General features: G+C 39.5%; 18 protein-coding genes. All 18 read right to left on the reverse strand.

Translation table 11 applies throughout. The features are described from left to right. Positions 1-74 precede the first annotated feature (74 nt). Positions 75-698 (reverse strand): zinc dependent phospholipase C family protein, encoded by a 624-nt coding sequence (locus AACH31_RS05885; RefSeq protein WP_161832491.1) that lies wholly within the window; start codon positions 696-698, stop codon positions 75-77. Between the two features lies 1 nt (position 699). Further along, positions 700-1710, reverse strand: coding sequence for a hypothetical protein (locus AACH31_RS05890; RefSeq protein WP_338617175.1), 1011 nt, complete (start codon positions 1708-1710; stop codon positions 700-702). Between the two features lie 461 nt (positions 1711-2171). After that, a complete protein-coding gene (locus AACH31_RS05895) occupies positions 2172-3908 on the reverse strand; it encodes a TPR domain-containing glycosyltransferase (protein ID WP_161832493.1) in 1737 nt (578 codons plus the stop codon). 428 nt (positions 3909-4336) lie between these two features. Continuing rightward, positions 4337-7231, reverse strand: coding sequence for a hypothetical protein (locus AACH31_RS05900; protein WP_338617177.1), 2895 nt, complete (start codon positions 7229-7231; stop codon positions 4337-4339). Between the two features lie 435 nt (positions 7232-7666). Then, on the reverse strand, positions 7667-8719 hold the full coding sequence (locus tag AACH31_RS05905; RefSeq protein ID WP_338617179.1) for an ABC transporter substrate-binding protein: 1053 nt from the start codon (positions 8717-8719) through the stop codon (positions 7667-7669). A 7-nt stretch (positions 8720-8726) separates the two neighbouring features. Next, positions 8727-9506, reverse strand: coding sequence for an ABC transporter permease (locus tag AACH31_RS05910; RefSeq protein WP_338507388.1), 780 nt, complete (start codon positions 9504-9506; stop codon positions 8727-8729). Continuing rightward, complete coding sequence (locus AACH31_RS05915) at positions 9500-10345, reverse strand: ABC transporter permease (RefSeq protein WP_161832704.1); 846 nt, start codon at positions 10343-10345, stop codon at positions 9500-9502. The genes AACH31_RS05910 and AACH31_RS05915 overlap by 7 nt, the downstream gene beginning before the upstream one ends. Positions 10346-10347: 2 nt before the next feature. After that, positions 10348-11391 (reverse strand): spermidine/putrescine ABC transporter ATP-binding protein, encoded by a 1044-nt coding sequence (gene potA, locus AACH31_RS05920; protein ID WP_161832703.1) that lies wholly within the window; start codon positions 11389-11391, stop codon positions 10348-10350. Positions 11392-11414: 23 nt separating this feature from the next. Beyond that, positions 11415-11957: a helix-turn-helix domain-containing protein gene (locus AACH31_RS05925; RefSeq protein WP_338507385.1), complete on the reverse strand. Its 543-nt coding sequence runs from the start codon at positions 11955-11957 to the stop codon at positions 11415-11417. Between the two features lie 234 nt (positions 11958-12191). Next, complete coding sequence (gene typA / locus AACH31_RS05930) at positions 12192-14018, reverse strand: translational GTPase TypA (RefSeq protein WP_161832701.1); 1827 nt, start codon at positions 14016-14018, stop codon at positions 12192-12194. Positions 14019-14137: 119 nt separating this feature from the next. Further along, positions 14138-15103, reverse strand: coding sequence for a DNA polymerase III subunit delta (gene holA / locus AACH31_RS05935; protein ID WP_338507384.1), 966 nt, complete (start codon positions 15101-15103; stop codon positions 14138-14140). A 309-nt stretch (positions 15104-15412) separates the two neighbouring features. Continuing rightward, on the reverse strand, positions 15413-17611 hold the full coding sequence (locus tag AACH31_RS05940) for a DNA internalization-related competence protein ComEC/Rec2 (protein ID WP_338617182.1): 2199 nt from the start codon (positions 17609-17611) through the stop codon (positions 15413-15415). Continuing rightward, a complete protein-coding gene (locus AACH31_RS05945) occupies positions 17601-18170 on the reverse strand; it encodes a helix-hairpin-helix domain-containing protein (RefSeq protein ID WP_338617185.1) in 570 nt (189 codons plus the stop codon). Before AACH31_RS05945 ends, AACH31_RS05940 begins: the two co-directional genes overlap by 11 nt. Before the next feature lie 103 nt (positions 18171-18273). Next, positions 18274-21036 carry a hypothetical protein gene (locus AACH31_RS05950; protein WP_338617189.1) on the reverse strand — a complete coding sequence of 921 codons (2763 nt, stop codon included), beginning with the start codon at positions 21034-21036 and terminating at the stop codon, positions 18274-18276. Between the two features lie 552 nt (positions 21037-21588). Beyond that, positions 21589-22314 carry a class I SAM-dependent DNA methyltransferase gene (locus tag AACH31_RS05955; protein ID WP_338507376.1) on the reverse strand — a complete coding sequence of 242 codons (726 nt, stop codon included), beginning with the start codon at positions 22312-22314 and terminating at the stop codon, positions 21589-21591. Further along, positions 22314-22658 (reverse strand): ribosome silencing factor, encoded by a 345-nt coding sequence (gene rsfS, locus AACH31_RS05960; RefSeq protein ID WP_320100825.1) that lies wholly within the window; start codon positions 22656-22658, stop codon positions 22314-22316. The genes AACH31_RS05955 and rsfS overlap by 1 nt, the downstream gene beginning before the upstream one ends. 14 nt (positions 22659-22672) lie before the next feature. Further along, complete coding sequence (yqeK, locus tag AACH31_RS05965) at positions 22673-23233, reverse strand: bis(5'-nucleosyl)-tetraphosphatase (symmetrical) YqeK (protein WP_320100824.1); 561 nt, start codon at positions 23231-23233, stop codon at positions 22673-22675. Between the two features lie 3 nt (positions 23234-23236). Further along, positions 23237-23530: a ribosome assembly RNA-binding protein YhbY gene (gene yhbY, locus AACH31_RS05970; protein WP_338617195.1), complete on the reverse strand. Its 294-nt coding sequence runs from the start codon at positions 23528-23530 to the stop codon at positions 23237-23239. Between the last annotated feature and the right edge of the window lie 26 nt (positions 23531-23556).

Raw genomic sequence — 23556 nt, forward strand, 5'->3', positions numbered from 1 at the left:
TATCAACAAAATTTGATGAAATTAGTTTATCATGCACCATCCCTTTATGCAAGAAAAAAACCTAAGCGGGATACTTAGGTTTTTTCAAAAAAGGTAACTAATTGGTCTAAAAGATCCTCGCAAACACGATGAACGTCATTCAAAGAAAGCACATCGAGCGCTTCTAGGTCTCGTTGATTGACTAAATCCTGGGTTAAAACCTTATCCTTCCAACCCATTAGCTCCTGTGAAGTCAATAATGGCATCGCCCATTCGGCAGAATCGATTTCCATAAACCGTTGACGAATTTCATCAATCCACGTTGCTTGAGATAAAACACGTCGATCCAACTGATCCATATCATGATAATAATGTTCATACAGCAGTGACTTTGGCATCTGATCTTTATACGCATGAAAATAAGGGGCATAAACCTGATCACGCCATACATAGTCCGTGTACAAATGAATCAAATAACCCATTAAGAAATCAGCGGGCGAATCTTGAAGCAGTTGGCGGGCCTCCTGCAATGCATACTCATAACTCACGCTTGTCTCTTCATAAAAATGCGTTTTCGCCTTATCCGCCCATGTTTGTTTCAAACGTCTATGAATCGCATCCGGACTAATCACACCAAGCACCAGAGCAGATGAAAGTGGCCGATTCATTAAGCGGCAAAGCTTTACTAATACATCCAAATGAATAATTGGGGATGGCATCCTATCGCCTCTTTTCCTCACTTAATTCAATGGCCGTCACCACCGATACAAAATAATCCTCTAATGCCTGCGAAGTTTCTTTTGGATATAACGTCATCCAATCATAATATAGGAGGGCCCGCTGACTTTTATGCGTTAAATAAGTAAGTGGTTCTTCTAACGCACCAAATTTTTCAGCAAGATATGCACTAAAGGCTACTTTTAAACTATAAGCGACATACCCGTCCAACGTCCGATGGATTGATTTTACTAATTTATATTGTTTCGCAAGCTCTTTATTTTTTCTCAACCTTCTTAGCAATGGTTTTAGCACAGGTTCTACCATGACTGGATTCATCCAACACTCAAGTAGGGAATGGATAAAGGCCGATTGATCAAGACGTAACGACCCAACCACAACATCCCCGACTTTCACCACAAATGAATTGACATTAAAACTTAACAAATAAATGCGTTGCCCTGATAAAAAAGGCGTATGAAATTCCGCATTGACTTTATCAAGCAGTGCCATGACATCCGTTCCTTGCTCATACGTTCGTATTTTATCATTAATTTGTGGCAGGCGCTTTTCAAGCCAAAAACGTTTAAAATTAACGCGCTCTAGCTCAGCCACAATCATCATAAGAGCCCCTAGTAACTCCTGGGCATCCTTAGCCACAAATTTTTTATAGGCTTTTGGCGCCTTCGCATAATCAGGTGATTTTTTATAAGAAGAAATTAAATAGCGATGCCCTTCTAATAACTCCGTCATTTGAAAATTCTCAAAATCTTGATCAGCTAAAATCAGCGGAAGAACAAGTTCAGATACCGTTTTATTTTTAGGCAAAACTTTCTGAATACGCTTAATCTCCTCTTTCGCATAATCGCTTAAACAGTCCTCAAAATAATGTAAACATACTTCATCTTCGTCTGTTGTCAATACCGATGGTGGACCCGCTAATAACTCTAAAAAATAGACGAGGTCTAATAAATACGATGGTATAATCTCTAACACCTTTGAATGCTCATTCATGACGCCATCCCCCTAAAAAGTCTCTTATTTCTTCTATTTTATCATAAGAGGCCGTAAAAGGGGAACCTTTTAAATTAGTAAATCATTTTCAAAATGGCGTCTCTTGTCTTGAATGGTTTAACATTCTTTAACTAATTACATTTGATCACTTCTCATCCTTTCATTAAGAAAAGCTCTTATAAAACACCTTTAACTAATGACAAGAGACAAATCAGTCATCTCATTGCTTCTGTCTCTTAGGGGGAGGCCCCATCCAAATTCCTCATCTATCATGATCAATCCTATAGCAGATTCCTTTTTTACACAACTGATTGATCAATCCTATAGCAGATTCCTTTTTTACACAACTGATTGATCAAAGGGGAAGTCAGAAAAAGGATGATCCCATTTGTTGAGATTTGCCAATCCTCTCATCCATTATCTATTTTTTGGCATCTCTTGAAATAACGCCCTTCTACCTTTTATTTTCGTTGCCAACGATCAAGGAGTTGAATCACTTGTAAATTCGGCTCTCCTCCTTGGGCGAAGTAAGTCATTAACTGCGCCTGAACTTGATCATGAGCTTGATATTTCGAATAAATTTGAGCAAGTTCTAACCGTTGACTTAATGACAACATCGGATTAATCACTTGCTCTATTCGCAAAATCCACTCCATCTGAGAAAGGAGTAGCAATTCTTCAATCAGATATGTGATCGTTTTAAATTCCTCAGCCCCAAAGGATTCACTCCCTCTCCCCTGAAGACGATTATCAATTTCGTGATAAACCGGAGCATATGGGAGAGTTTCCACGCTATAATCTAAGTGACCCGTAAATAAATACATTAAATAATAGTAACGTTCGACCGTATTAAAGCAATCTAATGCCATATATTTTTTAAAATATTGATCACTCTCCTCATAGTTTCCCAGGTAAAATTGATTTTTCCCATACAAATAAACTAATTGCGAGCTTTTTTCTAGCGGACGACTTTTCTTTAGGTAACCATTCGCAACTTCGAAACACTTTTGTTTCATTAACAAATCAATTAATAAGACTTGATAACTCGTTTGAACTTGCGGAAGGTAGGCCTCTAGCTGATGAGCCAAAGTTTCACCCGTTATCCCCATCCTATTTAAACACGATGCAATGGAGTATAAGATTTTATACTGACTCGAATCAATCATTAAATATTTTTTATAATGATCAATGGCCATTTCATAATCCCCATACCGTTCATAGAGAGTGGCCAGTTTTAAGTGCGGCCATAATCCCTCTGAAGCACTAGAGAACTCAAATTGTGCCTCTGGTTTTCCAAGGGTCAAACAAGCTTCATAACTTCGAATAGCTTTCGTAGTAAATCCTAAGCGTTCTTCAAGAGTCCCTTTAATAAACATGAGATAAGTAAACCTTGGATAAATCTTAATCCCTTCATTTGCAGCTGCGAGGGCCTCTCTTTCTTGACCATTGGCAATAAGTGTATTGATTCTAAAAATCATTAATTTGGGCATATAGCCTTGGCGAGGACTTGTGGAGCGGTAAGCCTTATTATAAAATTCAACAGCTTCATCATACTGATGGAGTTGGGCTAACTCATTGGCATAATTAAATTGATGAAAGGGACTATTTGGATTCTGCTTTAATAACTCCTCTAAAATCGCCTTATTTCGTAACGGTTTATTTTTAGCACTCACCACTTCTCTCAAGTACCCCGTGTGATAAAATCCTATTTCAGATAACTGTGAGTTAACCACTTGTTTGGTCACTAACTGTTCATGGATCGCCCCTGTATAATAAAATCCTTTACTTCTTCGGAAAAGCCGATGATTTAAATTAATCACACAACTGTGAGAATTATTTTTTTGTGTAAAACTAAGGGTTTTGATATAGTAACTATCGACGTCTTTTTTTTCAAGTGCTTTCCGAAACAATTCACGATCACTTTCTCTTAAATACTCATCGGCATCTAACACAAGAATCCACTCTTGAGTTGCCAAAGACAACGAATAGTTCCGGGCCTTAGAAAAATCATTTTGCCACTTGTAAGTTTCCACCACAGCATGGTACTTTTGGGCAATTTCAATGGTGCCATCGGTCGAACCCGTATCGACAATAATAATTTCGCTCACCAAATCTTGCATACTCGCTAAGCATTTTTCCAAGCAGGATTCCTCATTTTTAACGATCATACATAAACTTACAGAGGGTTTATTTTCCATTTTAACACCTCCACGGTAAACTCCCCTCATTTTCGGGTGTGTTTTCTTCCCTTTATCATATGAAACGCCTTTAAAATTGTTCCTCTTAATCGCGCTTAATCACTGAATTTACCAGATGTTTCTTGCGGTTATCCTCACCATCTTCTTGGCGAATAGATGATGCATTCCCCATCAACAAGGAATCTTTGGTCATCTCTTCCCTTACAGAAATTTAAGGCCACAATAAAAACTACCCTTCAGGTAGTTTTTATCTTTAATTCAATGAAAGAATAGGTTCTTCATTTAAACAATATTTCCGTTGGTATCATCTATAGGCCATGTTAAGGTTTCCTTAACCGAAAACCTTAACATGACGCTCGTTAGAAAGTTTTATCTACTTCCTAAAGATGTTTTTTTAGATTTTTCTTAACCTTACTCATGCATCTTAATTAGCCTCGTGTAATTGGTTCATGGGATTCAACCGTTACACGTGCACCTGTAAGAGCTGTTGTTCCTGGGTTACCCACCTGAACCCCTACTTTTGATGCAGGTGTCGTATTCGTAAAGGCGAAATTTGATGTTTTTTCAATTGGGTCTCCTAAAGCATAAGTTTCTGTCTCACCTTTTGGAACAACGATCGGTTGAATGGTTGCAGTTACCCCAGCTGGAAGTTTAACAAAAACAGTTTGATCAATCGAATGTGCTGTATCGAATAAAGCTTGCTCACTTGAGTTTGGAGCAATTTCTGGTAAATCTGTCGATACACTATATAAACCATATGGACTAATTTTAACTGGTCCATCAATTGTTACACTTGGTAAACCTGTGACACTAACTGATAACGGTGCATTTTCCGCTGTGGTTACGGTCATAATATCTGGAATTGTAATATCTAATCCTGTAACCGTTACCGGTCCATCAAGCGTTACACTTGGTAAACTTGCCACGCTTACTGATAATGGCGCATCTTCTGCTGTAGTTACCATCATGGTTTCTGGAATTGTAATATCCAATCCTGTAATCGTTACTGGTCCATCAATGGTTACACTTGGTAAACCTGCCACACTTACTGATAATGGTGCATCTTCTGCTGTGGTTACCATCATAGTTTCTGGAATTGTAATATCCAATCCTGTAATCGTTACTGGTCCATCAATGGTCACACTTGGTAAACCTGCCACACTTACTGATAATGGCGCGTCTTCCGCTGTAGTTACCGTCATGGCAGCTGGGAACTCAACATCGACACCTGTTACTGTCACCGCTCCATCAATGGTCACACTTGGTAAACCTGCCACACTTACTGATAATGGCGCGTCTTCCGCTGTAGTTACCGTCATGGCAGCTGGGAACTCAACATCGACACCTGTTACTGTCACCGCTCCATCAATGGTCACACTTGGTAAACCTGCCACACTTACTGATAATGGCGCATCTTCCGCTGTAGTTACCGTCATGGCAGCTGGGAACTCAACATCGACACCTGTTACTGTCACCGCTCCATCAATGGTCACACTTGGTAAACCTGCCACACTTACTGATAATGGCGCATCTTCCGCTGTAGTTACCGTCATGGCAGCTGGGAACTCAACATCGACACCTGTTACTGTCACCGCTCCATCAATGGTCACACTTGGTAAACCTGCCACACTTACTGATAATGGCGCATCTTCCGCTGTGGTCACCGTCATGACATCTGGGAACTCAACATCGACACCTGTTACTGTCACCGCTCCATCAATGGTCACACTTGGTAAACCTGCCACACTTACTGATAATGGCGCATCTTCCGCTGTAGTTACCGTCATGGCAGCTGGGAACTCAACATCGACACCTGTTACTGTCACCGCTCCATCAATGGTCACACTTGGTAAACCTGCCACACTTACTGATAATGGCGCATCTTCCGCTGTGGTCACCGTCATGACATCTGGGAACTCAACTGAAACAAATCCGTCAATCGTCACACTTGGAACTCCTGTTACACTCACGGATAATGGAGTACCCTCAGGCGTTGTTACTTTCATTAAATCTGGTAAGTAAACATCAGCCCCAGTTACTGTAACAACTCCATCAATCGTTACAGTTGGAACCCCTACGACACTTACTGATAGTGGCGCATCCTCCGGTGTAGTCACCGTCATGACGTCTGGGAACTCAACATCGATACCTGTTACTTCAACAACTCCTTCAACAGTTACACTTGGAACCCCTACGACACTTACTGATAGTGGCGCATCCTCCGGTGTAGTCACCGTCATGACGTCTGGGAACTCAACATCGACACCTGTTACTTCAACAACCCCTTCAACAGTTACACTTGGAACCCCCACGACACTTACTGATAATGGCGTGTCTTCTGCTGTGGTCACCGTCATGACGTCTGGGAAGGTCAATTCTAATCCGCTAATTTCGAGTCCACTAATTTCAATTCCAGCCACTTGAACCGGTCCATCAATCGTTACACTCGGAACTCCTGTTACGCTTACAGTTAACGCATCATCAACCGCTGTGGTCACCGTCATGACGTCTGGAAACTCAACATTTACTCCTGTTACTTCTACTGCTCCATCAATGGTGACACTCGCCATTCCAACAACATCGACGGCTAACGCCTCTCCTTCTGTTCGAACAACGACTGGAGGAAGGGTTGCGACATTCACATCAATTGGGTATTCGGCAACAATTGTTAATGGGGTATTCACAATGTTAACATCAATCACCTCAGGTTGTCGCTCACAAGTAATCACCGTACGTTGGGTTGCCCATCCACCTGATACATTCCAAACAATAATTTCAAACGTATCTCTTTCAGGATCCTCACATCTTGATTGGTAAACCCATTCTCCTGTCTCGCGATCTAAATCTAATACCCCATGACGTGGTTTTTGACAGACATAGAAAAGGTTACGTGCCGGACAGTTACCATCGACATCAACTCGACCTCTAATTGGTTGTGAACAATCTCCTTTTACATAAACGGGACTTTCAACAATCAATTTACAACACTCACAGTCTACCTCAGGAATTTCAACTACAATAGAGCGTTGTCCCATTTCGGGAATAAACGTAATCATCGTGTCCGTTTCCTTAACAACGGCCATCCCGTCCTTAATAGCCATTAAAACAGCTGCACGTGCATCTAATTCACGATAAAGGTCTCTAGGATAAATGACTTCCATGACCGTTAAACGTAATTTTGGCTTAGCAAATTCAGTTTGAACCGCTTTTATTTTAAAAACTGGGGACTCATCACGTCCATACTTAGCAAAAAGGTGGCTTCCGCGGGCATTCGAAATCATAATCAAACTATTTATTTGATTATTTCCAAAATTGCTATTCATATATTCACCTCATTTATAAATATTAAAATTAATCTAGATTAATATGACCGACTAACTAATCGGCCACATGATATTATATTAATCATTCTTTATTTCGGCACTACATTCGTTAATGCTACGCCATAAAATTTCTATTTTTAGGTAAATATACTTGGAAGGCGTTATGAGCCCCTTCAAAGCACCTCCCCTTATATAATACTAGGTACCCAATCCGTTGACATTTTTCACTTGAAATCATCTCGATAAATATACCCCATGGAATAGAAAAATACGTTTAAACTGATGAAAGAAAGCTTCCTTTATAGATAAAATAAACAAATCCGAGTGAAAAAAACATAAAAAGTAACAGTAGAAATAAAAAATCCTAGGATGTAGACACGTGTATCATCTACAGACTAGGATTGTTCAAAACAATTTACTTTTTAGTGAAGCAATTTATCTTCGATTCGGAGCGGCCAAAACCTGAGTCCATATATCATCGTACTGTTTAATAAATTCTCCAGGATCACGGAATGTTTCCATTGGTAATGAATCCAATAATTCCTCAGATGGACTATAGGCGTCGTTTTGCGTCCACTCTTCCTCTTCCACCATTTTTAACGTCTCTGTATTTGGTGTTGAATACATCACATATTCCGTATTTAAAAGCGCAATATCTGGACGTTGCATGAAATTTATAAACTCGTGAGCAAGTTCAACATTTTGTGCTGTTTTAGGAATAACCATCGCATCTACCCAAGTATTAGAACCCTCTTTTGGAATGACATACTCCATGTCTTCATTTTCATCCATAATATACGTCGCATCTCCCGAGTAAACAACCGCAAGTGCAGCATTTCCAGCAATCATATTATCAATAACCTGATCGGTCACATAGGCATACACGAGCGGTCGTTGATCAATTAAAAGTTGCTTCGCCTCTTCTAACTCCCCAATACTTTGCGTATTCATCGAATAACCAAGAAGCTTTAGTGCAACCATTAACGAGTCACGTTGACTGTCATACATAAAAAGGTTTCCTTTATACGCGTCATCCCATAACACAGACCATGAATCGACTGGTCCGTCAACAATTGTTTTATCATAGAGAACCCCCACTGTTCCCCAAAAATAAGGAACAGAGTATTTATTATCTGGATCATACGGAAGATACTTATACTTATCATCAATATATTTAAAATTAGGAATCAAGTTATAATCTAATGGAATTAATAAATCCTCTTGAATCATTTTTTCAATCATGTAATCAGATGGAAAGGCAACATCATAATTCGTTCCACCCGCTTTTATTTTTTGATACATCGTCTCATTTGAATCATACAATTCATAAACAACCTTACAGTCAAATTCATCTTCAAAAATCTTTAATACTTCAGGGTCAATATACTCCCCTACATTATACACGTAAAGTTTCTCACGGTTATCCTTTGAACAGGCACTTAACACTAGTACAAGTGAGGCGACTACCATCATCAATCCTTTTTTCATCAGATGACTAAACCTCCCTTTTCTTTTTAATCGATAAATTATTTGAAATTAAAACCGAGACAAGAATGAAGCTAACCATAATAGTTGCCAACGCATTCACCGTCGGACGAATTCCACGTTTCGCCATTGAATAAACCTCAATTGATAAATTAGTAACACCATTACCTGCTGTAAAATAACTAATGACAAAATCATCAATCGACATCGTAAATGCCATTAATGCACCCGCCATAATTCCCGGTAAAATTTCAGGAATAACGACCTTTCGAATCGCTTGCATCGGTGTCGCACCTAAATCCATGGCTGCTTCTGCTAAATTAGGATTCATCGCGTAAAGGCGTGGGAGAACAGATAACACCACATACGGAATACAGAACATAATGTGTGAAAGTAACATCGTCGTAAATCCAAACTTCATTTTAAGTGTTTTAAATAACATCATTAACGCAACGGCCAATACAATATCCGGACTAATAACAGGTAAATAGTTAATATTTAAAACAAAAGCTTTTGTTTTCTTCGTTAACTTAAAAATTCCGATTGATGTAAAGGTCCCAACAATTGTTGAAATTGCCGTCGCTAACACTGCAACAATCACAGTATAGAAAAGGGCTGTTTGCATTTGAGAGTCTTGAAGCAACTCCTCATACCATTGCAATGAAAATCCCGTCCATTTTCCACTTGACTTTGATTCATTAAATGAAAACACAATCAAAACAGCAATCGGTGCATATAAAAATAAAAACATAATCGCTAAGTAAAAGCGTGATAACCATTTATTTACCATGGAAGTGCACCCCCTGCTTGACCGTCTGAATCAAATCGTTTCATTAACCAAATCGACAATAAAATAAAAATCATTAAAATCATCGATAACGCCGAACCAAAATACCAGTTTCCTGTTAATAAGAATTGCTTTTCAATCAAGTTACCAATCATCATAAATTGCCCTCCACCTAATAGCTGTGGAATCACAAACGTACTAACAGCAGGTAAAAAGACCATAATGATTCCCGTAATAATTCCAGGAAGCGTTAGTGGAAACACGACTTTAGAGAAAACTTGACGATTATTCGCCCCTAAATCACGTGCCGCATCAATTAAATTTTTATCCACTTTTGTAATCGCTGTATGAATCGGCAATACCATAAATGGTAAAAAGTTATAGACCATTCCTAAAATAATGGCAAAATCAGTATACATAATATCGACAGGCGCTAAATGAAAGAACTCCAAAATATTATTTAAGATTCCATTTTTCCCAAGAATTGAAATCCAAGCATAAGTACGGAGTAACATATTAATCCACATTGGCATAATAAAAAGTAATAATAATGAGGATTGTCTTTTGGGATGACATTGAGCAATCACCCAAGCTAAAGGGTACCCAAACAACAAGCACGCAAGGGTTGACCATAAAGCAATCCATAATGAACGAACAAGCGTCGAAATATAGATTGGACTAAAAAATTTCGTATAATTATTAATCGTAAAGCGAAAAGCCATTGGATTTCCATCGCTTGGATCAATGACACTGTATAAGAAAATTAATAACATTGGAATAATGATAATAATAGAAATCCAGACAATGTATGGATAACTTAACCGTTTTGTTGATTCATGCATAATTAAATTCCTACCTCCATGACATGAATATCAGCCGGTGCAACCATCATCCCAACCACTGATCCAACTTCAGCACTTTGTGTACTATGGACAATGTATTCTCGACCCTCTACCATGACGATAATTTCATAATGAACCCCTTTAAAGATGACACTATCAACCACCCCAGTAAAGGCTCCCTTCTCTTTATCAACAATTTGTAAATCTTCCGGACGAATAACAACTTCAACTGCTTCATTAGGATTATATCCACGATCAACACATTCAAATATATGCCCTTCAAATTCTACTTTATAGTCCTCAATCATTGTCGCATTGACAATATTACTTTCACCAATGAAATTAGCCACAAAGCGATTACGTGGTTCATTGTAGATATCCACTGGTGTCCCAATTTGTTGAATTAACCCATCGTTCAATACGACAATTGTATCTGACATCGTTAAAGCCTCTTCCTGGTCATGTGTAACGAAGATAAAGGTAATTCCCATCTCACGTTGAATCTCTTTTAATTCATATTGCATGTCTTGACGTAACTTTAAATCTAGCGCACCAAGGGGTTCATCAAGTAATAAAACTTTAGGACGATTAACAAGTGCGCGAGCAATCGCAATACGTTGCTGTTGTCCTCCAGATAATGAGTCGATCCGACGATTCGCAAAATCTGTAAGTTTAATCATTTTTAACATTCGGTTTACACGTTCTGTAATTTCCTTTTCTGGAACATTTTTCATTCTTAAACCAAACGCAATATTGTCAAACACATTTAAATGTGGAAATAACGCATACTTTTGAAAAACGGTATTTATTTCTCTCTTATAAGACGGTATTTGAATTAAGTCTTTTCCTTTAAAGATAACCTCCCCTGAAGTCGGTGTATCAAACCCACCAATAATTCGAAGTAACGTTGTTTTACCGCACCCAGACGGACCTAATAACGTTACAAACTCATTTTCATGAATGGTTAAATCAATCCCCTTTAAGATAATATCCCCATCATATTCTTTCGTTAAATTTTTAATTTCAATTAACGGTGTTTTTGTCACACGAAACTCCTCCTTAAATCAAACTAAAATGTTGGTGGGGTTGACACCCAAAGAACAGATGCACATTTATCTGAATTATTCTTTAATTTATGATCCACATCAGCTTTATAATAAAAACTTTCACCTTGTCGAACCTTATACCGTTCTGTGCCGAGTACCAACTCAACCTCACCTTCTAAAACATACCCAAACTCTTCACCGTGATGAGGCTCATCATCATAAGACATTCCGCCTGGTTGAAGATCAATAATAATAGGTTCCATCTCATTTTTTTGAGCATTAGGAATAATCCAACGAATGGTCATATCGTAATCCGGCTCTTCTTTTATAAAAACGTCCTCTTGTTGAAATACAATTTTTTCATCCTTTTTTTCGTCGGCAAAAAATTCGCCAAGTGTTGTTCCTAAAGCCTCTAAAATGTCAACCAGCGTTGCAATGGATGGGGAAGCCAAGTCGCGTTCTACTTGAGAAATATAACCCTTTGTCAGCTCTGTACGATCAGCTAATTCCTCTTGGGTCAGTTGAAGTTCCATTCGTAAACGTCTTATTTTCCCTCCTATAATCATCTTAACACCTCGATCCCTCTCTAAACTATTTGTTTACTTTTAATAAACCACATTTAATTATAATGAGAATAAATTTTTTGTCAATATCTATCTAAAAAATATATTTTTTTCTTCCCCTTAAAAAGAGAAATATTTGAATCTGCCGTTACATCTTCCATCCCCCTTTTTATTTTTTGGATTTCCCGTCATTCTATACAAAAAAATCCTAGGAATAAAGTCCTAGGATTTTTTGTCTTATTCAGCGTTACGCTTACGTTTATCGAATTTTTTACGCTCGTTTGTATCTAAAATTTTCTTACGTAAACGAACAGAAGTTGGTGTAATTTCTACTAATTCATCTTCATTAATATATTCTAATGCATACTCTAATGTAATTAAACGTGGTTTTTTCAAGACAACCGTGTTATCTTTCCCCGCTGAACGGCAGTTTGTTAATTGTTTTGCACGTGTAACATTTACTGCTAAATCTAAATCTTTATTATTTTCTCCAACGATCATACCTTCATAAACAGCTGCTCCTGGCTCAATGAACATGATTCCACGATCTTCAAGTCCCATTAATCCATAATTCGTCGATTTTCCATTTTCCATTGAGACTAACGCACCATTTTTACGCTCTCCAACAGATCCTTTTTCCATCGGACGGTAGTCTGAGAAGGTATGGTTAATAATTCCATATCCTTTAGTCAACGTTAAGAATTCTGTCATAAATCCGATTAATGCACGAGATGGCACATCATAAATTAAACGTACTTGTCCGTTTTCATTATGAATCATGTTTTGCAATTGACCTTTACGGTATCCCATCGCCTCAATGACGCTACCTACGTGTTCCTCTGGCGTTTCAATTTGAACGTATTCATAGGGTTCACATAAAACACCATCAATTTCACGAATAATAACTTCAGGTTTTGAAACTTCTAATTCAAATCCTTCGCGACGCATATTTTCAAGTAAGATTGATAAATGAAGTTCCCCACGTCCTGAAACAACCCATTCCTCTTTTGTTCCGACACGCTCAACTACTAACGAAACATCTCGTTGTGTTTCACGATACAAGCGTTCATCAATTTTTGAAGCCGTTACATGTTTTCCTTCTTGTCCTGAGAATGGTGATGAATTCGTCGAGAACGTCATTTTTAATGTTGGTTCATCGATGTGTAAAATAGGTAAAGCTTCTTCTTTTCCAATCTCACATACAGTTTCCCCAACGTTGATATCAGGTAACCCTGCGATAGCTACGATATCTCCAGCTTGTGCCGATTCAATTTCAACACGTTTTAATCCTAAAAAACCAAATAATTTCGTTACACGGAATTGTTGCACACTTCCGTCTAAGCGACAGATTGACACCATTTGATTAACATTCATTGTTCCACGTACGATACGCCCGATTCCAATACGTCCTACATAGTCATTATAGTCTAACAACGCTGGTTGGAATTGTAATGTCCCATTTGGATCCATCCCTGGGTCTGGAATATTTTCTAAAATAGATTCAAAAATAGCTTCCATGTTTTCTTCTTGATCAGCAGGGTTAGAGCTTAAACTTGCTGTCCCATTTAACGCTGAACAATAAACGACTGGGAACTCTAATTGATCATCATCAGCACCTAATTCAATAAATAATTCTAATACTTCATCTACAACTTCTTCTGGACGAGCTGCTGGACGGTCAATTTTATTGACAACAACAATCGGTGTTAATTTTTGCTCTAACGCTTTCTTTAAAACGAAACGAGTTTGTGGCATCGTCCCCTCATAAGCATCAACCACAAGTAAAACACCATCAACCATGTTCATAATACGCTCAACCTCACCGGCAAAATCGGCATGTCCTGGCGTATCTAAAATGTTAATTCGGTAGTCTTTATAATCAATGGCCGTATTTTTAGCTAAAATTGTAATTCCACGCTCACGCTCAAGATCATTTGAATCCATTACGCGTTCAGCAACTGCCTCATTCTCACGGAACGTCCCCGCCTGACGTAATAATTGGTCCACTAACGTCGTTTTTCCGTGATCGACGTGGGCAATAATCGCAATGTTTTTAATATTCATATAGTCACCTCTGACTGAGTATTTTTTAATTTGTCCTGAAATATTATACAACAAAACATACGATTCTGTATCAAATTTTGACTTAAAAATATGAAAAAATTTTCAAAGCCTTTTCATTTTCACAGATTGAGAATAAATAACTCTAACGCTAGCTCCTTATCTAAGATCCCCGTTTTTATTTTATAATCCATATCCGCTAATTGAATTAAATATTTTTTTAAAACTTTAGGGTTAAAATGATGGGACTGACTGTGAATTAACTTCACACGATAGGGATGAACGTTTAACGTCTTTGCAATATCAGCCTCACGATATCCCTGTTGACTTAACTCAATGACTTGTGACATTAAACGAAATTGATTCGCGATTAAGATTAATAGCTTTAATGGCTCTTCATTTTGTGTCATTAAATCCTCATAAATTAAAAACGCCTCTTCAATCTTGCGCTTCGCCAATGCATCCGTTAATAAGAACACATTATCCTCTAATTGTCTCGCTACAAGGACATGAATGACCTCTACTGTTAACACTTTAGAAGGAGCATCCATAAAATAAATGATAATCTTTTCAATTTCCTGCAACAGCGTATCAATCTTCGCATGCGTAAGCCTAATTAATAAGTCTAAAACCCCTGGTTCACATTCAACCCCTTCTTTTTCTAGCTTTTGCTTTGCCCACTCTTTTAATGAGGCCTCCGAATAAGTCTCAAACGTAAAGACCTCTGACTTTTTCTTAAGTAATTTAACTAATTTTTTACGATCATCTAACTTATCATACGGAGCATATATAATTAAAATATTATCCGTTTTAGGATGTTCTAACACGTCCATTAACACGTTTAGATCATGGGGTTGCTCCCCTTTTCCCTCTTTTGTTGTTAAGAAAACGGGGTTTTTAATAATAATTGCCTTTTTAGGACTTAAAAAGGCAACGGTCTGTAAATCAAAAATTGCCTTTTGAATCGTTGTTTCGCGCATATCGTAAGAAATTGCATCGAAAGAATTAATTTGATGCTTATCCAATAACTCGTGTATTTTTTTCTCACATAAAACAACCTGTTCGCCAATTATCGTATAAATCGCCATAGTGTCACCTCGAATTTATTTTAACATAAAAAAGAAAAGACCCTTGATTTATTTCCCTATTTTTATAGTTTTATTTTAAATTCAGTGAACGATATGGGGTGTTTTTTTATAAATAAAATTTTTAGAGAATTGTCTAATTTTTTATTTTTTATATTATTTCTCATTAGGGCGCTCATAAATTTGACGATAAAAAAAACTAATGATGTGTTTTTCGCTTATCATTAGTTTTTATGTTGATAGTTTCCTCTCTTCGCTCATTCCTTTCATTCTAGCTAAATAATTAATGTATTTTCTAATTATTTGATTTTATTATTCACGAATAGCTGTGTGTAAATTAGGCCTTCCGCTTCGAATTTTTACTTGGATACTTCCATGATCCTGTGTATTTAACATCGGAATTTCTAACTGTTTATGTGTTTCTAATACCTCCGAACTTGGATGGCGATACCGGTTGTTTTTCCCACTAGAAATAATCGTTAGTTGCGGTTGAAGTCGTGTTAAAAAAGCGTGCGAATTAGATGTTTTAGAGCCATGATGTGCCGCCTTATAAATATCAGCCCTTAAATTAGGGTATTGCCTTAAAATTTCCGCTTCAACCTGTGCACTTACATCCCCTGTAAATAAAAAGGTAACTTGATCGAGGGTTACTTTCATCACAAGTGACTTATCATTTTCATTGTCTTTAGGGGTATCCGGTTGTAAAAAGGTGATTTCCTGGTTCCCGCATCGCACTTTTTCTCCTTGCTCTGGCGATAAAAGCAAAACGCCTAGCCGTTTTGCAACTTGGGTAATCTCTCTTAGATGATCACTTGTAGTATTTTTGGGGATAACAAGATACTTTACCTCAAAACGCTCGAGTAGGGAGATTGCCTCACCGACATGATCAAAATCACCATGGGTCAAAATCAAATAATCAATTTGACGAACCCCTTCTCCAAGTAAATAGGGTTCTAGTGTTCGCTCAAACAAAGCGATTTTTTCTCCCGTAAATGATACTTTTCCGCCTGTATCGATGACGGTGGTACACATTTGAAAAGGAGATTGCATCACCATACTATCGCCCTGTCCTACATCTACAAAAGTTACTTGGCTATCTGTCTTTAAGATCCGCTCCCCTTCTAAAATTAAAACAACACCTAGTAAAATCAAACATACACTTTTCCGCTTCACTCTTGGCTTTTCTAACAGCCACGCGACTAACACCAACAAGATAATAATGAACACAACAGATGTTAAATGAAGCTGCCCGATTATCCAGTTAAATTTTAAAAATTGTTCACTTATTAGAATAATCTTCTCAAACAACGTTAATAAATACTCGATAATTGTAGCCAGTGGTGGAATCCATAAGGTTAAAAGGAGCAATGGAATTAATAGGCTACTAACGATAGGGACTAAGCACAAGTTAGCCACGTACCCCGCTAAATTTATTTCATAACTGAGAAACAGTTGAATCGGTAACACCGCTAATTGGGCGATCAGCGGAACGAAGAGAAAAATAAATTTTCCACTGATTCGCTTCATCATTGATTGAGAGACGATTAAACAAAACGTGAGCCAATAAGAATAAATAAACCCAGTCTGATAAACCTGAAGGGGAAATAAAATAAAATTAATAAGAAATATCAAAGAAAATAAATCTAACGATGAAAATCCCCATCCCATTCGTTGATTCAGACGTGCTAAAATGGCCATTCCACCAGCACGCACAATGGAAGGACTAGCTCCACTTAATATCATAAATCCAACTAATAGAATAATTATTAAACTATCGGCCAGCTCCATCACGATGCCCACTCGTTTAAACATATATCCTACAATCCCTATAAGTAATCCCACATGAAGACCGCTTACAGCAAATAAATGTATAATTCCTAGATTAGAGTATCCTTCACTCATAGCCTCATCTAAGCCATCCCTTACTCCTAAAAACCAGGCTTGTATATAGGTGGCCGTTCGGGTAGGATAATGCTCCTCTACCCAGTTGGCTACTTGGCGCTGGTACTGCCTTGCACTCCATTCATGATCAATGACGCGCGTCTGATTTAAATAAACCGTTCCCCTCATCCCATTCGTGTATAAATAATTTTTAAAATCGAACCCGTGAAAGACACGGGGAGGCTCAGCCATTGAAGCCTCCTGATTCACCTCAATCCAATCACCAGGTAAAAGTCGAGGTTGTTCTGCCTGAAGGGTTAAATAAAAATACCCCGATTTCGTCCAAATCTTTGCCGTCTGCTTATTAGAATCTTGCTTTTTCACCTCAATAACCTTAGCATGTTCAATATGAAGAGGTTCAGTTGATCCATCTAAACTCTGAATTCCTGCCACTTCCATATAAATAACGGCTATTCCCCCTAGGAGGAAATAAATCCAGTATGTCTTAGGAAATCGTTTCAAATAGACAAAACACACCGGAAGAAGTAAAAAAACACCCTCCTTTATGAATAATGCGACAATAATAATCAATACAAAATAAATCAAATGCTGTCGTAATTTAAAGTTCAAGATAATCACGCAACTTTTCTAATGTTTTTTCCCCAATTCCTGTTACATTTATTAAGTCCTCAATCGACTTAAATGTTCCAAATTCTTCACGATAATCAATAATGGCACTCGCCTTCGCCGGACCAATGCCCGGAAGAGTTTGTAATTCAGCTAAACTTGCTCTATTTAACGAAACCTGTTGCTCCTTTTGGGCTCCAGCTTCTATTGGCGTCTCCTCCTCGTCAACATGCGGAATATAAATAACCATTTCATCTTTTACCTTCTCAGCTAAATTAACGACATTGACATTGGCCGTCTCTAAAAAACCACCTGCTAATTCAATGACATCGTGCACACGACATGAGGGATCAATTTCATAAATTCCCGGTGCCTTTACTTCACCCTTTAGGTCAACCGTATAAACAGAGGGTTCTAAACTAGAGGAATCACTCTCTATCTCTTTCTCAACGTCCTCATACGGCGTCAAAGGAAGCTCCTGCGTTTCTTCTGGTTGCTTAATAAAAATAAATAGGATGACGGCTAATAGGATACCCCCGATAATCATTAATTGTTTTTTCATTAAATCACCTCATCTTAAAATACGCTTAATTTATCTCATTTCCTTTTATAAAAATTAGAAAAAACACTATCCTCCCAAAAAGGAAGATAGTGTTAGACATGGTTTATAGTAAAGGGGTTCCTGATAAACGAACAATTGAGAGATACCCAGCTGATCCAGCCTGTTGACTATTTACTACTCGAATTGCTCGTTGAGTCGTATTTTTAATTATGAAGTTAATTCCTTCATCCTCAACATAAAAGCAATAAAACACATTTAATACAGGGGTTGAATGCGTTCCACGTAGACAAGTGTAATCGCTATATGGTGCCGCTAATGGACTTGGAAATCCACCAGGTCGAGTAAAGGTAAGTCCTAATCCATAAGTTGAAACACCCGCTGCTATTGGATATCCTGGATTTAACGGCCCACTTGGGTAAAGTTGGATAGTCGATGCTAGTAGATAAACCCCTGGCTGACTTATAGTGAAAGTCCCTGTATCCTCATTGTATCGAATCCAAGGAAATTCCCAAACACCATTCCAAATAGGACCCCATCCATCAACCGGTGTTCCATTCGCAATTTCTTTTCCGCCAGATTCAAAATCCGGTTGATCTAGAACATACTGTGCAATACCTACCGCACTTGGACCCGTTGGCCCCGTCGCTCCGGTTAACCCGCGTGGTCCTTCAGGTCCCGTCGGTCCGGTTGGTCCTCTTAATCCTCGAGGTCCTTGTTGACCCATTTGACCTGGTTGTCCCTGTGGCCCCTGTTGACCCACCGCTCCCTGTGGTCCTTGTTGACCCTCTGGCCCTTGTGGTCCTTGTTGACCCTCTGGTCCTTGTGGTCCGGTTGGCCCGGTTAATCCGCGTGGTCCTTCGGGTCCCGTTGGTCCTGTCGCCCCGGTTAACCCGCGGTCTCCTTCGGGTCCCGTTGGTCCTGTCGCTCCTCTTAAGCCACGCTCTCCTTCAGGTCCGGTTGGTCCCGTTGCTCCAGTTAATCCACGCTCTCCTTCGGGTCCCGTTGGTCCTGTCGCTCCTCTTAGTCCGCGTTGTCCTTCGGGTCCCGTTGGTCCTGTCGCTCCTCTTAACCCACGTTCTCCTTCAGGTCCCGTTGGCCCTGTCGCTCCGGTTAACCCACGTTCTCCTTCTGGCCCTGTTGGCCCAGTCGATCCTCTTAACCCTTGTGGTCCTTCGGGTCCCGTTGGTCCCGTCGCTCCTCTTAATCCGATTCTTCCTTCTGGCCCCATTGGTCCCGTCGCCCCGGTTAATCCACGCTCTCCTTCAGGTCCTGTTGGCCCGGTTGGTCCGGTTAATCCACGTTCTCCTTCGGGTCCCGTTGGTCCTGTTGCTCCACTTAATCCCCGTTGCCCCTCAGGTCCCGTTGGTCCAGTTAACCCACGCGGTCCTTCTGGCCCGGTTGGCCCTGTTGGCCCGGTTGGTCCGGCTAAACCACGTTCTCCTTCTGGCCCGGTTGGCCCTGTTGGTCCAGTTAATCCACGCTCTCCTTCAGGTCCCGTTGGTCCTGTTGCTCCAGTTAATCCACGCTCTCCTTCGGGTCCCGTTAGTCCTGTCGCTCCTCTTAATCCACGCTCTCCTTCAGGTCCTGTTGGTCCTGTTGCTCCAGTTAATCCACGCTCTCCTTCGGGTCCCGTTGGTCCTGTCGCTCCTCTTAGTCCGCGTTGTCCTTCGGGTCCCGTTGGTCCTGTCGCTCCTCTTAATCCGCGCTCTCCTTCAGGTCCCGTTGGTCCTGTCGCCCCAGTTAATCCCGGTTCACCTTTCAAACCAAAATCACCTTTTGGTCCCATTGGTCCAGTTGGCCCCGTCGCCCCTCTTAGTCCGCGTTGTCCTTCGGGTCCCGTTGGTCCTGTTGCACCTCTTAATCCCGGTTCACCTTTTTCTCCGCATTCACCCTTAGGCCCTTGATCACCTTTTAAACCAGATTCACCTTTAGGCCCCCTCGGTCCCGTTGGCCCTGTAGGTCCAGTTAATCCACGCTCTCCTTCGGGTCCCGTTGGTCCGGTTGCTCCGGTTAATCCACGTTCCCCTTCAGGTCCTGTTGGTCCCGGTTCACCTTTTTCTCCGCATTCACCCTTAGGCCCTTGATCACCTTTTAAACCAGATTCACCTTTAGGCCCCCTTGGTCCCGTTGGCCCTGTAGGTCCAGTTAATCCACGTTCCCCTTCAGGTCCTGTTGGTCCGGTTGGCCCGGTCGCACCAGTTAATCCGCGTTCCCCTTCGGGTCCTGTCGGCCCTGTCGCTCCTCTTAATCCACGTTCCCCTTCGGGTCCTGTTGGTCCGGTTGCTCCCCTCAATCCACGTTCCCCTTCGGGTCCGGTTGGCCCAGTTGCCCCCCTTAATCCACGTTTTCCTTCTGGCCCTATCGGTCCGGTTGCTCCCCTTAATCCGCGTTCCCCTTCAGGTCCTGTCGGTCCAGTTAATCCACGTTTCCCTTCGGGTCCGGTTGGCCCGGTCACCCCAGTTAATCCGCGTTCCCCTTCAGGTCCTGTCGGTCCAGTTAATCCACGTTTCCCTTCGGGTCCGGTTGGCCCGGTCGCCCCCCTTAATCCGCGTTCCCCTTCAGGTCCTGTCGGTCCAGTTAATCCACGTTTTCCTTCGGGTCCTGTTGGCCCGGTCGCCCCAGTTAATCCACGTTCCCCTTCGGGTCCTGTTGGCCCGGTCGCTCCGGATAACCCACGTTCCCCTTCAGGTCCGGTTGGCCCGGTCGCCCCTCGTAACCCTCGTTGTCCTTTTGGTCCCGTTGGCCCCATCGGTCCCTCACAACAACTATCGCAATGATTACATTGATCAGGACAACAGCCTTGCGATTCACAGCTACAGTTACTTCTATAATCATTGCAATTACTATCTGGTATGTGTTTTATCATTTTCTTCACTTCCTGATCGAATTTATTAGGTGGATAAAATATCTATCCTCTCTAATATATTAAAAAAACCATTTATTTGTCACTGCCTACACCCTTCATCTTTAAATTAATAATTATTTCTACAAATATGAAAATTTACTCACTTAATTACATTAAATCTCAAAACTAATGAAGTTTCTCCCCACTTTATTTCTTGCTTAAAAAACTTTTTTCTTGACATCCCAAAAAAGAGACCCAGGTCCCAATCACATAACCCTATTTTCCACTACAACAATATTAAAAAATTCAAAGTCTTTCTCATATTTTGCAAGAAAACCTTATTAAAAATGCCATACCGTATCAAATCAAATTTTAAAAACCTAAAACAAAAATCCTAGTAACACAGTCACTAGGATTTCAACTTCCTCTTTCATTGTAATAGGTTGCCATTTAAGTAGCAAAAACACATCCAATACCATCTAAATTTACTTCGATAAGATATTGGATGTGTTTAGTATATTAAGTATTATAGTAATGATTATCAATAATTGTCACCACTATTGATAACACCAACTACTTTTGCGCTACGACAATAATACGCTCTGATTCCTCTGTAGGTGCCTCATCAAGAAAATCGGCAGAAATCTCTAAAATTTTAAAACCGATATCTTCTAACCACTGAACATACTCTTCAATAGCAAATGTTCGTTGATAGTGTGTTTCTTCAAAACGCTCGTATCGATCGCCTTCACGTTTAAAGAATGTTAACTCATGTTCAATACTATATGGATATTTACCTTCGCAAACGTGCCAAATATACGTCAAATCCGGGTTGGTATCCGCAAAGAGATAATCTTGAAATATTTCTGTTACCTTAAACAGTGAATGAACATCAAAGATTAATATCCCACCTTCTTTTATGCTTTCATAAAGGTGGCGAAATGTCTGAAAAACTTCTCTATCGTTTTTCAAATAATTTAATGAGTCAACATAAATCACCGCGCCGTCAAAATCACTAAAACCTTCTAAACGTGACATATCTTGTTGAACATAGTGAATTCCAAGACCTTCTGTCAACGTTTTTTCATACGCTAAGGAAAGCATTTCTTCAGATAAATCAATTCCTGTTACATGATACCCTTCCTTTGCTAAAAGAATAGAGATGGTACCCGTTCCACAACCAACGTCTAAAATCGTACTTCCTTGGGGTAAATATTGCTTTGTTTTTGAAATCCACTTATGATAAGGAACATCCTGCATCAGGATATCATAGTAATATGAAAAAGCTTCATATGCCATTAGTTTAACATCCCTTCCAAATTAACGCGAGGAACATCTGCCCATAACTTTTCTAAATTATATTCTAAACGAGTTTCTGGGGTAAATACATGTACAATAATTGTTCCGAAATCGGCTAATACCCATTCTGCATGGTGTGCCCCTTCGATATGTTTTAAACTTAACTCACTAATACCTTCTAAGTCTTTTAGCTCACGAATAATACCTTGTGCTAAACGATCATTTTTTGCTGTTGTAATAATCATATAATCATAAATTGGGGAATGATTTTTCATATCTAATACAACAATATCATCTGCATGCTTATCATCTAATGCTTTTACGAATTTCGCTAAAATTTCCATATTAATCCACTCCATTATAAATAATCATAATAATATTCATAGGCAGCCATTGTATCCGGGTGAATATCCGCTGATGACTTTTGTTTTAAATACGCAATCGTATTGGCTAATGTTTTAGCAACAGCCCTATTTAAATCCTGGCCAGACAAATTACGAATCTCATCTACCCCAGGTTGGATACGACCGGGTTCAATATAATCTGCTAAAAAAATAATTTTTTCAAGTGTCGACATCGCTGGCCTTCCAGTCGTATGGTACTTAATCGCGTTTAAAACATCCTGATCAATAATCCCGTAAGACTTTTGGGCAACAATTGCCCCAACTGGAGCATGCCATACCAACGGACTATAGTTTAAATACTCCATTTCATTTGCGGCGATTAACTTTTCTTCCAATTCATTATTTGGTAAATATTTCGCAATATCATGTAATAAGGCAGCTACCTGTGCGGATTCTAATAAAACATGATACTTTTCTGCTAATATTTCACTTGTTCTTACAACACCTAATGTATGTTCATAGCGTGTCGGCGGCAGTTGATTTTTAACTTTTTCTTGTAATTGTTTTAACTTCATCGCTTATTTAGGTAAAACAATTTGTTTCTTTTTACTTGATTCTTTATAAAAAACAATTGTTTTTCCAATCACTTGAATGATTTCAGCATCAATAACCGATGCAATCTCCGCCGCAATTGCCTTTGGTTCCTCAAAGCAGTTTTGTAAAATTGAAACCTTAATTAATTCACGTGCCTCTAACGCATCATATACCGTTTTAATTAGTGGATCATTAACCCCATTTTTTCCTACTTGAATAATAGGTTGCATTGTATGAGCGAGTCCCTTTAAGTAACTCTTTTGTTTTCCTGTCAACATTCTGTTCACCTCTTCATAGTTTCTTA

Origin of the sequence: Turicibacter faecis, from assembly GCF_037076425.1 — a bacterium.
Classification (GTDB): Bacteria; Bacillota_I; Bacilli_A; order MOL361; family Turicibacteraceae; genus Turicibacter; species Turicibacter faecis.